Raw genomic sequence first — 15005 nt, 5'->3', positions numbered from 1 at the left:
CCAATACCGTTCATCACAGCACTAACTTGCCAACCTTTACCTCGTTCCTTAAACCAGTGAATTACCATTCCCGATTGGGACAGAGTAAAAGAAGTGAAAACTCCAACCGCATACAGGGGAAGCACCGCACTTGTATTGCCTCGAAAGATGATAATTAAAAGAGCAGCGCAGAAGCTGAGCAGATTAATGCCATTAGAATAAACCAGTCGATCGCCCAACAGCGACAACTGCCTGGGCAAGAACCCGTCCCGCGACAAAAAATAACAAAGTCGCGGAAAATCAGCATAACTCGTATTCGCCGCCAACAGCAAAATTAACAGAGTTGCTGCCTGCAAATAGTAATAAAATATACCGACACCAAAAATCTGTTTTCCCAATACAGAAAGGAGCGTTTCATGTTCTGTAGGAATCACCTGATAAATATGAGCCAAGTAACTAACCCCCAAAAACATCGCTCCCAGAATTCCCCCCATATAGCTCAAAGTCAGGCGCGCATTTTTCCATTCAGGAGGCTTAAAAGCCAACACCCCGTCTGATATGGCTTCAACTCCAGTCAGGGCAGTACAGCCCGCCGCAAAGGCGCGCGCCAGCAGAAATAATCCCAAAGGTTCCTTAGCTGGAATATTTTGTAATGTCGGCATTACCTGACCTGTTGCCTGTTGGAATAAACCGCAGCCAATCAAAACAAAAATCCCAACGAGAAACCCATAGGTGGGAACCATAAATATATTGCCCGATTCCCGCAATCCCCTGAGATTGGCAAACATGATTAGGACAATAAAAAATAAGCACAGTTCAACTGTATACGGCTGCAGCGAGGGAACTGCTGAAGTCAAGGCTGCCACCCCAGCCGAAATACTCACTGTTACGGTGAGGATGTAATCAATCATCAGCGAAGCTGCTGCGATCAAACCGGGATAAATACCCAAGTTTTCTCGCGCTACAATGTAAGCGCCACCGCCGTTGGGGTACGCTTTAATCGTCTGTCGGTAAGACAGGGCCACGATCGCCAACAGTAAAATAATAATTCCAGAAATAGGCAGCGATAAACTCAAACTGCTACTCCCCGCTAGTAATAGCACGAGGAGAGTTTCTTGAGTAGCGTAGGCAACAGACGAAAGTGCATCGGAAGCCAGAACAGCTAGTCCAGTAGCGTTGCTCAGCCGTTCATGAATAGATGCGCTAGTGGGAAGAGATTCACCCAGTAAAAATCGCTTGAGTCGAGAATAAGCGTACATGGAAACTCAATATATAGGCGTCCACAAATCATAATCTAGACGGGAACCGTTTTAAGTAATTTTTGGATCACAATTTGTAATTCTGTCTCGCTTGTTGAGTCAGCTTCAGCTTGTGCTCGAGAGCTTGCCAATTTTCCGCTTCAATATCGCTGATGAACTCGTCGAGACAGTTGCGGTAAATAGAGAGCGATCGCAACAATTCCTCTCGATTGTACTTTGCCACCATGACTCCCAGCTCGGGATTGCCGCCGCCCACGCGGCTCGTGTCCCGAAAACCAGAACTAGCCAAATGTTGGGCTAAATTAACAATATCCCGATCGCCCTCAAGAGCTCCGGCAGCAACCAGCGTCGCGCTCACCATGAGCGGCAAATGAGAAATCCAAGCCACAGCTCGATCGTGTTCTTCCGGTTCACATCGGTAAACTTTAGCACCCAGCAACCGCGCAATCTCCTCAACCTTATCCACCGCAGCCGCCGGCGTCAGAGCCTGCGGCGTCAGCACGTAAGGTCGGCCCACAAACAAATCCGGCACCGCCGCCTCGATTCCGCTTTCAGCAGTCCCCGCCATTGGGTGTCCCCCAACAAAATTCGGCCACAGAGAAGACACAGCCTGCACTATGGGTGTTTTTACCGAACCGACATCCGTTACAATAGTATCAGGGGAAAGATAGGGTACCAAATCTCGGACGATCGGCTCGATCGACCCCAGAGGGGTGCAAATAAAAACCACATCGGCTGCTGCCATCAGAGACAGGTGTATGCTGGCTTCATTGACAACACCGCGAGCTTGCGCCCGATCGCAAGTCTGCTGCCGACTCGAAACCCCAAAAACATCAAACCCGCGCGATCGCAAATCCAGCCCGATCGAGCCACCAATTAAACCCAGTCCTACAATACCGATATTCATAGCAATAAAATGGGGATATTTGATACGGTACCGCCCCCATGACAGTCGAGGAACTCCTGAAAAAATATGCCGCCGGAGAAAGAAACTTTGCCGGAATCAACCTGACTGAGGCCAACCTCAGCGGCGTCAACTTGAGCGGAGCCAACCTCAAGGGTGCGAATCTGAGTGTAGCAAACCTGAGCGGAGCCAACCTCAGCAAAACCAACCTCACCGGTGCCAAACTCAACATCGCCAGACTCAGCGGCGCCCATCTCGGTGGCGCCAACCTCACCGACGCCGACCTCAACGTCGCCTACCTAGTGCGAGTAGACCTCAAAAGAGCCACACTCACAGGAGCCAAACTGATCAGAGCCGAGCTAATTCGAGCCGAGCTCAGCGGAGCCAACCTCTGCAGAGCCAACCTCAGCGGCGCCACGCTCACCGAAGCCACTCTCCGAGGAGCCAACCTCGCTCAAGCCAACCTTCGAGGCGCTCACCTCAGCGGCGCGTGCTTGACAGAAGCCAACCTCGAACAAGCCAACCTGCAAGGCGCCGACCTCAGCCGAGCCGACCTCAGCGGCGCCGACTTGCGAGGCACAGAACTGCGACAAGCCAACCTCACTCAAGCCGTACTCAGCGGCGCCGACCTCAGTGGCGTCAATTTGCGCTGGGCCATTCTCAGCGGCTGCAATCTCCGCTGGGCAGACCTGAGCGAAGCCAAATTAAGCGGTGCCGACCTCAGCCGAGCCGACCTCTGCCACGCCAACTTGTTGAAGGCCAGTTTAGTTCACGCCGACCTGTCAAATGCCTATCTGATCCGCGCCGACTGGATTGGAGCCGACTTAACCGGAGCCACCTTAACCGGAGCCAAACTCCACGGCGTTTCGCGGCTCGGCATCAAAACCGAAGGCATGACCTGCAAGTGGGTTGATCTGAGCCCCAACGGCGACCACAGCCAAATTTACTGGTTAAACTCCGGAGGAACCCACGAATTTTTTCACGAAACCTTGCCCACAGTTCGGATTGTGATTGACTCGCCCTTAGACCAAGGCGCTCATTTTGCCCTGGCTGCAACTTATTACCAAATTGCCCAACAATACCCGACTTTAAGTCAGCCGCCCACGATCGAAGTCAGCTCCCGGCGCACCGTACTCGCCTTTAAAATGGACAGCGACGATAAATTATTTGCCACCGCTTACGTTGCCATCATTCCTTTTAACGACGCCGCCACAACTCAAAAAAACCTGATCGCTTTGATGAAAATGATTCAATCTCACGATGCAGGCAAACTTAACGTCAAAGAATCCAAACACGTCCAGTTATGCAGCAAAGCTCTCAATCAAGCTATCAGCAAAGTAGACCAAATCAAAATTTCGAGTTCTTTTCCAAAAATCGGCGAAAGCATCAATTTTTTTCAAATTCCTACACAGATGATCTTAATTAATTCCCGCGACCAAAGACTCAGCGTCTATCACCACCCAGCCTTCGGTAAGCGCCTGATAAAAAAATACGACCAGAGCAACTCAACCTCCGCCAAGTTAGCCGAAAGCACAAAATTGGCTCCAGCTAATATCAGTACCTTTTTGGATTTTATAAAAGGCTTCCATAATATAGATGTCTAGGCATATTGCATCAAGTTACAAAAAATGCTTATTCTAGTTTAAAGGTTGGCACTACAAAGCTTTGTTCTAGCTAACACATCAGGGAAATTGAAAAGCATGGATGCCGAAGAACTCATCACCAAATATGTAGCAGGAGAAAGAGACTTTACTGCCATCCTCCTTTGCGAGGCAAATCTCAGCAGGATCGATCTCAGCGGGGCTAATTTCAGTGAGGCAATCTTGAGCCTAACCAACATGAGCGGCACCAATCTGTCAAACGCCAACATGAGAAAAGCCAAACTCAATGTTGCCAGACTCAGCGGTGCCAATCTCCACAAAGCCAACCTCAGCGGCGCTATCCTCAACGTGGCTAACTTGATTCGAGCCGACCTCCGCGAAGCCCAACTCGTCGAAGCTACAATGATCAGATCCGAACTAATCCGAGCCAACCTCAGCAGTGCAAACCTGAGCGGTGCCAACCTCAGCGAAGCAGATTTGAGAGAAGCAACCCTCAGAGAAGCCAATCTAGAACAAGCCGACCTCAGCGGCGCTCATCTCAGAGGTGCTACCCTAACAGCGGCCAACTTGGAACGGGCAAACTTGCACAGAGCCGACCTCAGTAGGGCAGACTTGCGAGGAGTCAACCTCTGCAATGCCGAACTCAGACAAGCTAATCTGTCTCAAGCCAACCTCAGCGGCGCTGACTTGCGAGGCGCTAATCTGCGGTGGGCTGACCTCAGCGGGGCGAACCTGACCGGCGCTGACCTCGACGAAGCGAGATTGAGTGGGGCTAACTTGTACGGGGCAAATTTGAGCAATGTCAACCTGTTGAACGCTACTCTGGTACACGCGGATTTGACTCAAGCAAATTTGATTCACGCTGATTGGGTGGGGGCAGATTTGACCGGGGCGGCTCTGACGGGGGCAAAAATTTACGCGGTGTCGAGGTTTGGTGTGAAAGCAGATGACATTACCTGCGATTGGGTTGATATGAGTCCTAACGGCGATCGCAGCCACATTCAGCGCTTTACGCCAGAAGAATCTCAAAGGTTTTTTAATGCTACACCGCCGACAGTTCAAATTATTGTCGATCGACCCCTAGACCCCGACGCTAACTTTATCCTCGCGGCTACCTACCGTCAAATTGCCCGTCAATACTCAGGTTTGAGCAATCCTCCCAGCATAGAAGTTAATTCGCGACGCACAATCATCTCATTTAGAATAGACCAAGACGAGCAACTATTTTCCACAGCTTTCGTTGCCATTATTCCCTTTAGCGACGCGGCATTTACTCAGAAAAATCTCATTACTCTGATCAAGATGATTCAACCCCAAAGTGGCAATAACCTAGGCGTCAGAGTCTCAAATATGGTAGTGCAATTGAACGTGACCCTGACCAAAACAATGAGAAAAATAGGGGAAATGAAAATTCAGCCGATTCGCCTCGATCGCGAACCAGTGTCAAATTTTTTCCAATCGCCTACCCAAACTGTACTGGCTAACTCCAGCGCCGAAAGTTTGATGATTCACTATCACCCAGACTTTGGCAGAAACTTAACAAATGTGCCGGGAGTCAACAAAACCTCTATCAGTCCGGCAATTAAAGCCCAAAGATTCACAACCCCGCCGCTAAATACGGTCGTTGAGTTTGTCAAAAGCTTTTATCAGATCGGTGAGTAAATACTATAAATTCATTTGAGATAATTTTTATTCATGCCATATAAAAGTTAGCCGATTGCCCTTTCAGTTAGGTAAAAAAATGGAAGCTGAAGAACTTCTCAAACGATTTGCACTCGTCAAAAGATACACAGAAGGCGACAGAGATTTCACAGGAATCAACCTGAATGAAGCTAATCTCAGCCGGATCAACCTCAGCCAATCAATTTTAAGGGGGGCTAGCTTATTTGTCACCAACATCAGCGGCGCTAACTTGAGCGAAGCTAACTTGAGCGAAGCTAACCTGAATGTGGCTAGACTCAGCAGCACCAATCTCTCGCGGGCAATTTTAAACGGGGCTACTCTCAACGTAGCAAACTTAGTGAGAGCCGATTTAAGTGCAGCTCAATTAATCGGAGCATCCCTGATTAGAAGCGAATTAGTCCGCTGCGAACTCAGCAAAGCTAACTTCAGCAGCGCCAACCTGACGGAAGCAGACTTAAGAGAGGTAAAACTGACGCAAGCTAACCTGTGCGGTGCTAATCTTTCCGGTGCAAATCTCAGAGGTGCTTCCGCTGCTTCAGCTAACTTTCTAGGAGCTAATTTGCACGGCGCGGATTTGACGAAAGCAGAACTTAGCGGCGTCAATTTCAGCAAAGCCGATCTGAGACAAGCTTGTTTGCAGCAGGTGGATCTGTGCGGTGCCGATTTGAGCGGAGCTAATCTCAAATGGGCTGATTTGACGGGAGCTAACCTCAACGGTGCCGATCTGACCGATTCTAAATTCAGCGGAGCCAACCTCAACGGAGCAGATTTAAGAAATACTAATTTAGCAAATGCTAGTTTGGTTCACGCTGATTTGACAGAAACAAATTTGATTAATGCAGATTGGGTGGGCGCTGATTTGAGGGGAGCAACTTTAACAGGGGCAAAAGTGTATTTGGTTCCCCGGTTTGGCATCATCGCAGATGATATTACCTGCCAGTGGGTTGATATCAGCCCCGTCGGCGATGGCACTCAGATTCAAAAATTTAAGTCGTCGTCAGAAGCGAGAAAATTTTTAAATCACACGCCCGGGTTGGTGCGAATTGTGGTTGATGCAATTTTAGACCACTCATCCAACAGCGCTTTAGCAACCGCTTACAGCGAAATAGCTCAGCATTACCGAGCACTGAGCTGTCCTCCCAATATAGAAGTCGGCTACCGCCGGACAACTCTCACTTTTAGATTTGATAGCGACGAGCATTTATTGCCAGCAGCTTTTTTAGTGATTCTTCCTTTTAAGGATGCTGTACCAACTCAGAAAAATATTATGGCTGTCAGCAAAAATATCGAAAGTCAAGATTTGGAAAAAAAACGAAGAGTGCAGTTGTCTAAAGCATTAAATGCAGCGATGGATAATTTAAATGAGTTGAAAAAAAACCTGCAATCCGCACTAAATGACTATCGGCAAACAAAGTTTTTTCATTCACCTACCCAAACTATTTTAATTAGTTCGGGGCAGGAGATTTTGACCGTGCAGTCTCACCCGAATTTTGGTCAGCGAGGTGGAAATAATCACCAGAGTAAATTCAGTTTGCCTGTGGGTCAAAAAGTAGTTGATTTTATGGCAAGTTTTGATTATGTTGATTGAGGAATGTTAACAGTACAATCGATTGATTGAGGTAGAAGTCCACAACTCGCTGCTCCGTTTTTTGCGATCGAACTCCGAGCCGCACTGGCCCCACCATTTAACGATGGCGCGGCTCGTGGCGCGGGCTTTGCGCTTAGGGCGCAGCGCTCTGATCCAAACGGGGCTTCCGGCTGGAGCTTACCGACAGCGGTATCGAGTCAGCTATTTGATGCCGATTTTGATGTGGCCACAGCCTGTGATTTTGGTGGCGCCGACACCGCTGCTGGAACATTTGCAGGCGGTGGAAATTCCGCGCTTGCAAGAGTGGCTGCAAACTGAGCGGCCGATCGAGACTTATTCGGATAATGCCACTGGAGGAGGATTGATGCTAGCAGATCCCGAGTCTTGGCTGGCCGCTCGCTTGGCTGCTGATTCGCCACTTCCGAGCAATATTCCGACAATTATCGACGGTGTGGATGATTTGGAAGTTTGGACGCGCCAGGAATTGACGGCGTGTTTGCAACCTGCTGACTGGAATGATTTAATGCAATCTCAGCCAATGCTCGCCGATGCAATCCTCGAAGGGCGGGTAATGCTAACGCGAGCTTTCTTTCAGCATCCGGCGAAACCTGACGAGTGCTATTTGCTGGAAACGGCAGAGCAAAATATTTTGGAGGGGCTGTTTGAAAGGATCGAGCCGAATTCGCAGATTCCGGCTGCTTGGAGCAATTTTTGGCAGCGGTGGGAAGCAAACGGAAAACTGCGGTGGGCGCAAATTCATCGGGAGGCTGGCTCATTTTCTCTGTTCTGCGCGCCGGTTCAGGTGGCTGAGGTTTTGAGCAAAATTTGGGATTGTCAGCCTGTGGTGTTGATTGGGGGGGCGGTGGATGTGGAACCGAAGGCTCCGATCTTCCGGCAAATGCTGGGACTGCCAGAATTGACGAGCGTTAAGTTTTCGCCCGATCGACAAAGTGAATTAATTCAACTGTACATTCCCAACTGGCTGCCGCTGCCAAATACGCCGGAATTTCAGGGTGTTTTAATTGAAGAAATTCGGACTTTGCTGTTGATGAGCGCGTCGGTGGCGGGTTTAACGGTGCTGATTCTTGGTGATGTACCGCTGAGGGCTCGGCTGGCGGCGATTTTGGCTTCTGAGTTCGGTTCTCGGGTGCAGGTTGAAAAAACAGATGTGGGCGAGAATGCGATTTTGGTGACTGGGTGGGAGTTTTGGCGGGAACATCAAGGGGAATTTAGGGCGCCTCACTTGGTGGCGATCGCAACTTTGCCGCTACCTTCTTTGGAGAATCCTTTGGTGACGGCGCGTGTGGCTTATTATAAGGAGCAGCGCAGGGATTGGTTTCGGTTGTATTTGCTGCCGGCGGCGCTGAATGAGTTGCAACGGGCGATCGCGCCGGTGCGAGAACGTCAAGGGGTGGTGGCGATTTTCGACAGCAGGGTGATTCACCGCAGTTATGGACAGCAGGTTTTAGCGGCTTTGAGTCCTTTTGCGAGGATTGATTATTTGGATACGACTTGGCTGACGCAGGCTTGAGATGACCTGTTGGCCTATAATTTGGTTAGGTATCCAGTTGAAATCTAATTTAGTAGACAAAGATTATGGGTGAAGCTAAGCGTCGCAAAGAGTCGATCGGCGACGAATACGGTAAAGAAGAACGCATCGTTGCCTGGCTGCCAATCACGAAAACCCAAAGCAAAGATTTTGTCAAGTGGACAAGTCGCGGAAGCTGGATCGGGATTAGCCTTTTGGTGGCTTGGTGGATTGTAGTGCGATTTGTCGGCCCAGCGGCGGGTTGGTGGGTGGTTAACTGATGCCAGACTCGACAAATGCCTGTATTCTTGGCATTGTGTCGAGTTTAACTCGGAAACAAGTGGCTGAATTTTTAGGAAAAATTTAGTTGCGAATTTGGACTTGGTATGGTATCTTAATTATCTGCGGGCAATTAGCACAGTGGTAGCGCACTTCCTTCACACGGAAGGGGTCACAGGTTCAAATCCTGTATTGCCCATTAAACGGAAGTTGCACCCGTGGGGGAACTTCAGACTAAATTGCCCCACACAGCAGCGTCGTTAGTTTAACCCCTTTCATACTCACTTCAAATTGAGAATATCTTCGAGCCACTGTCTCTTCACCGGGAGACCGCACTCCATCTTGTATATCTCAGCCCGTGCGTAGGCTAATGCTGCAGCTGAGTATTCTGAATTATCATCAATAGCCCGAAGAAGATCCTTCTGTTGATTTTTGTAGACTTCTTTTATTTGAAGATCAGTGATTTTTGAACGGAGCATTTCCATGTTTTCAATAAGCTTCCGAATAGTCGAAGCCAAAGTCTTTCGCTCAACAACAAGCTCTCTACAGTGAAGATGGTAGACCAAAATCGAAGTTGCAGCTCTATTATGTTCTCGCGTACCTTTCTTCTTTGCAGGAGTAGGTTGTCCATTGGGGAGAAATGTTAGCAGTTTCCAGTCGTCTGGGTCGATCGGATCAAGAAGCTCAACCTCTTCCTGCTTCCAGTTATCTCTTTCTAGCCGCGCCCTGAAACTTCCTGCGACTGGAAAGTGATCCAACTTCCCTCCTTGAGTACCGTTTGCATTATCAACGCGACGTTGGTTACACCATTGACATGAGTAGCGATAGTTATTCCATTGGAATGCGAGCCACCAGTAACCCTCATGATCAGGATCTTCTGCTACTCGGTTCTTCGGACGAAAGTGATCGACATCTTTGTCAGAAGTTGGGTTTTTACTCTCGGAATACCAGCACTTTCCATTTCGGAGAATGGATAAGGGCTTGGCGAGCTCGCGCCAAACTTGCTGGCGCGATTTTTTTTTCAATCCCTCTGTAATCGCTGTCTTTCGTGCAGCCGCAATATCCTCTCCAGCCAATTGAGCAGCCTGTGCAGCATCCTCTATTTCCTGTCGCAATTGATTGAGGGCATCCTCAGCCCGTTTCTCCCATTCATCTGGAAGCTCAATTTTGTCGATGTCAACCCAGCGCATCAGTCCACCACCTCTGCTTGCAATTCTGCAATAGATTCCTCAAGAACTTCCCGTGCGATCCGATCAATCTCCTCCTGTTGTTCTGGATTGAGGAATCGGACGCCAGCCATTAACTCGCTGTGTCGTCGGCTCCATGCACGAATAAAAGCCGCATAGTAGGGATCGCTAAACGCTTTCTGAAATCCCGCTGCCTCCAAACGTTTGTTGATTGCTTCAATATCTTTAACATCCTCCGGGGTTAAGGAACCCTCCTTGGCTACAAGGCGAACTTTATTGTCCAGATCCGCGAGCGTTTCTTCATCAAGGTCGCTCCGCATTCCAAACATTTCACTCGTAAGAATACCAGTAAATCCAAGTCCACGCGGGTTAACGGTTGGCTGATCCCATTTGCAAACACCCGTTTGCCAATCCCTTTTGAGGAGGTGAATCTGCTCTTTGAATAGACTTGCGATGACCAAGGGATCATGGGTTGACATGAGAATTTGGCTAGTTTGTTGTTCTTCCGACTCACTGGAGTCCTCGCTCATCACGCGAGTCAGCAGCTTCAGGTATTCCACACTCCAATGCGGGTTGAGATGCGTATCCGGCTCATCAAGCAGCACTAAAGACTGATGGGATTTTGTGAAGCGCATTAAGCCCAGCACCATGAGCAGTTGCTGTTCGCCCTCGCTCAACTCGTGAAACGTGATCGGCACTTGCTTCATATTCGTCGCTTTCACACGAACCTGAATTTTCAAGTCATAGATCAGTTCCGAGAAGTCAGTACTCTCAAGAGCGAGGAAGAATGTCCGTGCATCTTGATATTCAGCAGCAAAGGCGTGCAAGCTCTGCAAGTCAGGCAGAAAGAAGTAGTAGTGGTCTTCACGGTTTGATCGAAAACCGTCTGGGATGGTCTGTTCAACTACCATAGGCGCAATGGCAAATCGCCGGAGCCGCTCCATAACTCGACGCATGATGCCGGCTGCGCCCCAAAAATTTTCAGCAGTTTGACCTTTCTTCGCCCAACGTGGCCGGCGGATCACGAATAGTGCCGACTCGAAACCAACGATCCGCAGTCGGTCTTCAAGGAAGCGGCTAATACCAGCATCTTCCTTGTGGCAAAAGGCAAGTAATACGTATTTTGCGTGATGATTTTCGGCGCAAAAGAACCGCCGCTGCTCCAGGAGATCCGCAAGAGTGCCAGGATCATCGGATGTCGCTTTTAGCAAGCGCTCATAGTGAGCCTGTTTCATTGGTAAAAAATGTTCAGCCAAACGATTTGTGGGACCAGAATAATAGCCGAAGATAAATTGGGGTAATGGTAGTTTTCGTCGATTGATAATTTTGAGGTTCTCTGACTCCTTCGTGCCTTCTTGAAATATTACCATCTTCAAATTGGGGCGTTTCATTTCCCCCGGATGCCAAGAGATATCTAATGTTTGCTCATCCATTTGGTAACGTAGTCGATAGCCCTTCATTGGTTTGTCTGGCCACCGATTCTGCTCTACCCATTCGTGCAGATCACGAAAAATAATAACTAAGGCTTCAAAAAGGTTGGATTTTCCGGTGCCATTCCAACCAAGCACAATATCAATGCTATGGGAGGGGTCAAAGCGAACTGTGTAGTCAGTCAGGTTCTTGAAATCCTCCAACCAAAGCTCCACCAAGCGGAAATGTCCTTTGGCTGTGGAATTTTTAGCTGTACTATTAACAATTGAACTTTGTTGCTGCGGACTTTCTTCCAGATGCTTGTCAAAGGCAACTGATACTTCTGGGGTAGCACGCAATGCTTCATAAAACTGCACTACCTCGTCTTTGCTAAATCCTGCTTGGTCAAAAAGTTGGCGAGCATCAGCTTTGCCCCCCATCTCCGCAAAAGTGGAACGAATAGCCTCCGAATAATCTAATGGTTGTTTCATGCTGTTTTTTGGGGACTCTTTGGTTGAGCGGTGGACAATGCGTGTTGTCTTGCGCTCAGATTTCATACGGCTTTTCTCGGCTTGGATTCTCTCAAGAAGCACAGATGCTGGTTCATCATTGGGATCTTGTGGCACCAGTTCGCCGTGAAATGCCTTATCTAGCAGAGCAGCTGTCAGGCTTTCAACCTGGGCGTGGGCACTATGGTAACGGGCTTCAAGGCGATCAACATAGGCGAAGAGGGTTTCGCAGCGACGAACGATCTCTCGTTGTTCTTCCACTGGAGGAATTACTATCGGTAGGGCCGATAGAAGGGTCTTATTGATTGAAGCGAGATTCGTCGTTTGCTTACCAACTGAGAGAAAATAATCGAACCCTCGCAAATTTCCATACCAAGAAAAAAATTTGGGCTCAAAGGATTCGTTGTGAAGTCGAACTCTAAATACGTGATTCTGAAACGTACAGCGCTCAATTTCATCATCCCACACCCATCCTCTGCCGAGCTTATCAATGTCACCGCCTTCATTAAAGAGAATATCTCCTCTCTTAAGTAACAGTTTTTCGACACGCGGCTGGGGTACTCGTATGGTCTTTATCTCACTCAAATCAAGAAAGCCTCGTTGTACATTAGCCACTCTTAGATATGGCAATTCCTCATCCTTTGGGTCTTGCTTCTTCGAGTCTTTCGTAATTCCACCAACAATCTCTGCAATATATTCTAATCGAGCAGCCCTCCAGCTTGCCGGAAATTTGTAATCACCGAAGCAGTTCGCATCTGCAAAGTCGAATCTGGTCAATCCAACATTTATTTGATCGTTCAAGTCGGAGGTTCTATTTTCAGCCCGCCAATCCTTTGTAAGTTGCCCGGATGTTGCTGCGGTGAGGACAGATTGGCGGAATCGTTTGAGAATGAGGGGGACGCGATCGAGCCTCTCTCGACAAGCATCTACCCGCGCAAGTAGCGCATCGAGCTTATCGGCAATGCGTTTTTGTTCGTTAAGTGGTGGAAGAGGAACCAACCAGTTCTTAATGACAGTCTGTGAGATATTTGGTTGGGCAGCACCTTTTCCCGCTTCAATAAGCGCATCTTTTTGTGAGCATAGATAGTGATATAAGAACTCGTCAGTCGTCAGATTTTGATCGGGTATTCCTACTGCACAAGCTTGATTAGTCGCAGCATCAATACCGAGAACACTAACTTTACCAATAGTTGCACCATACATCGCAATAGCAACAGATCCCCTTGGAAATACTTTCGCACTAGAGTTAGCAAGACCAAGCTCGCTCATGGTTTCTTCGGTGCGCTCTATCAGAGGTTTACCAAGTTCACCAGTCTTAATCCATGGGATGCCACCGCCAAAATAGGCTAAGTTTGTCCGTGAAGGTGTGCCACCGGAACCCCAGGTAGCAATCTCAGACAACGAAGTGATAGTCCAATTTTCAGGAAGTTCGCTCACACCTCAACCTCCTCACCCAACTCCTCCAGAATTCCGCGCAGTTGTTCTATTGCGGCTTCCAATTCGCCGATCGCTTCTTGTACAAGTGTTGCGGGTTCTGTTAGTTTATTGTTTTGGTCTTCGCTTTCATCATTGAGCCAAGAAATGTCCAGACTGTCACCAAGTTCTGCTATCGAGTCGCGGGTAAATTTTCTGAAACGCCCTTGCTCCCCAGTATCTACACGCTTGGCAAGACTCGCAGGGCTACCGAATGCGTCATCGCCAAAGGCAACTTCAAACTCGACAAAGTGCTTGCGTGTGAGTTGGGTGCGCTTGCCAAACTGCGACATATTGGTACGCAGGTCATATACCCAGACTTCTTGGGTGTTGCCCTTTTCCTTCTTACCACGAGTGAAAAACAGCACATTAGTCTTAACTCCCTGTGCGTAGAAGATGCCAGTCGGTAGACGCAGGATAGTATGCAGATTGCACTTGTTCATCAAGTCAGATCGAATCTGCTTGCCCATGTTGCCATTAAACAGTACATTGTCCGGCAACACCACCGCAGCGCGACCACCAGGCTTGAGACCTTGGTATATGTGTTGCAGGAAGCAGAACTGTTTATTGCTGGTAGGAAAAGTAAAATCCTTGCGAGTAGGTAAGCCACCCCCTTTCTTGGAACCGAAGGGTGGATTGGAGAGAATTAGCGTTGCTTTTGGCAAGGCTTCTCCCTCCGGCGAGAGCGTATCGCCGTAGCGGATACCAGCCTCTTGTGGATTAAATTCAATTCCATGCAACATCAAGTTCATTAATGCTAAATGGTGCGTGTCCTGCACATGCTCCATGCCGTAGAAAGTATTGCGGCGGTATTTGCGTTGCTGTTTTTCTGTCCAGTTCTGTGGATCGCTGTTTTCGCGTATGTAGCGATTGGCAGCGATCAAAAAGCCGCCCGTACCTGCTGCCGGGTCTTGAATAATGTCTTCTAGCGTAGGGCGCATGATATGTACAATGCTGTCGATCAGCGGACGGGGTGTGAAGTATTGACCAGCACCGGACTTCTTTTCATTAGCATTCTTCTCAAGCAGCCCTTCATACACATCGCCCAGACCTTCCTGCTTGGCGCTGTACCAGTCAAGCTTATTGATCTCAGTGACCAGCGTAGAAAATGTGGTGGGCTTTTTGATGGAGGAACTAGCGTTAGCAAAAATTTCTTTAACGAGTGTAGAACCGCGATTACCAAGCTCGATCAGCAGCAGTTTGTAGAACTCCAGGCGCTCAAGTGCGGCTTTACCTTCTAGGTCATCCCAGCGATAACCGTATGGAAGTTGGTTCTCCGTGCTGGTCTCCTTGGCCATCTTGAGGAACAGCAGGTACGTGAGTTCGATTACGTACTGGTGATAGGTCACTCCGTCGTCCTTGAGGACGTTACAGAGATTCCAGAGTTTGGCAACGATGTCGTGGGTGATGTTATTCATAAGCAAAGTTATTGTACCTCTTGCTCTGCTCAGGCAACAGGTTTTTGCCCCAGTTTAGGGAAATTAAAACTCGTCCATTCGTTTCCGACATCCCAGAAATAACGTCATATCCCCATTACTTACAAAAGCAAAGGCGCGAAAACTCTGGTGCTTCTCAAATTTAGTTACTTAGTCCACTTTATACTAC

At 48.6% G+C, this 15005-nt stretch carries 10 protein-coding genes and 1 tRNA gene; 6 read left to right on the top strand and 5 right to left on the bottom strand.

Annotated features, from left to right (window positions below):
- A partial coding sequence (locus ACUVJL_RS10265; RefSeq protein WP_445245746.1) for an APC family permease occupies positions 1-1238 on the bottom strand: 1238 nt, incomplete at its 3' end.
- A gap of 67 nt (positions 1239-1305) precedes the next feature.
- Positions 1306-2145, bottom strand: a complete 840-nt coding sequence (locus tag ACUVJL_RS10260) for a prephenate/arogenate dehydrogenase (RefSeq protein WP_445245745.1) — start codon at positions 2143-2145, stop codon at positions 1306-1308.
- Between the two features lie 38 nt (positions 2146-2183).
- Here ACUVJL_RS10260 and ACUVJL_RS10255 point away from each other — a divergent pair, with 38 nt between their 5' ends.
- From ACUVJL_RS10255 to ACUVJL_RS10230, 6 genes are all read left to right on the top strand, one after another.
- Positions 2184-3746: a pentapeptide repeat-containing protein gene (locus ACUVJL_RS10255; RefSeq protein WP_445245744.1), complete on the top strand. Its 1563-nt coding sequence runs from the start codon at positions 2184-2186 to the stop codon at positions 3744-3746.
- 96 nt (positions 3747-3842) lie between these two features.
- A complete protein-coding gene (locus tag ACUVJL_RS10250; RefSeq protein WP_445245743.1) occupies positions 3843-5405 on the top strand; it encodes a pentapeptide repeat-containing protein in 1563 nt (520 codons plus the stop codon).
- 79 nt (positions 5406-5484) lie between these two features.
- Positions 5485-7014, top strand: a complete 1530-nt coding sequence (locus tag ACUVJL_RS10245; protein WP_445245742.1) for a pentapeptide repeat-containing protein — start codon at positions 5485-5487, stop codon at positions 7012-7014.
- A gap of 22 nt (positions 7015-7036) precedes the next feature.
- Positions 7037-8545 (top strand): helicase C-terminal domain-containing protein, encoded by a 1509-nt coding sequence (locus ACUVJL_RS10240; protein ID WP_445245741.1) that lies wholly within the window; start codon positions 7037-7039, stop codon positions 8543-8545.
- A 65-nt stretch (positions 8546-8610) separates the two neighbouring features.
- Positions 8611-8823 (top strand): DUF2839 domain-containing protein, encoded by a 213-nt coding sequence (locus ACUVJL_RS10235; protein ID WP_445245740.1) that lies wholly within the window; start codon positions 8611-8613, stop codon positions 8821-8823.
- Positions 8824-8948: 125 nt separating this feature from the next.
- Positions 8949-9020 (top strand) — tRNA-Val (locus ACUVJL_RS10230).
- Positions 9021-9102: 82 nt separating this feature from the next.
- Here the strand turns inward: ACUVJL_RS10230 and ACUVJL_RS10225 are convergent.
- From ACUVJL_RS10225 to ACUVJL_RS10215, 3 genes are read right to left on the bottom strand one after another with little or no spacing between them, the layout of a single operon-like run.
- Positions 9103-10011, bottom strand: coding sequence for a hypothetical protein (locus ACUVJL_RS10225; protein ID WP_445245739.1), 909 nt, complete (start codon positions 10009-10011; stop codon positions 9103-9105).
- Positions 10011-13364, bottom strand: a complete 3354-nt coding sequence (locus tag ACUVJL_RS10220) for a restriction endonuclease subunit S (protein WP_445245738.1) — start codon at positions 13362-13364, stop codon at positions 10011-10013. Before ACUVJL_RS10220 ends, ACUVJL_RS10225 begins: the two co-directional genes overlap by 1 nt.
- Positions 13361-14818 carry an N-6 DNA methylase gene (locus ACUVJL_RS10215; RefSeq protein ID WP_445245737.1) on the bottom strand — a complete coding sequence of 486 codons (1458 nt, stop codon included), beginning with the start codon at positions 14816-14818 and terminating at the stop codon, positions 13361-13363. Before ACUVJL_RS10215 ends, ACUVJL_RS10220 begins: the two co-directional genes overlap by 4 nt.
- Positions 14819-15005: the final 187 nt, after the last annotated feature.

Origin of the sequence: Microcoleus sp. OTE_8_concoct_300, from assembly GCF_031383065.1 — a bacterium.
Taxonomy (GTDB): domain Bacteria; phylum Cyanobacteriota; class Cyanobacteriia; order Cyanobacteriales; family Microcoleaceae; genus Microcoleus.
This window is presented reverse-complemented; position numbering and strand designations above follow the sequence as displayed.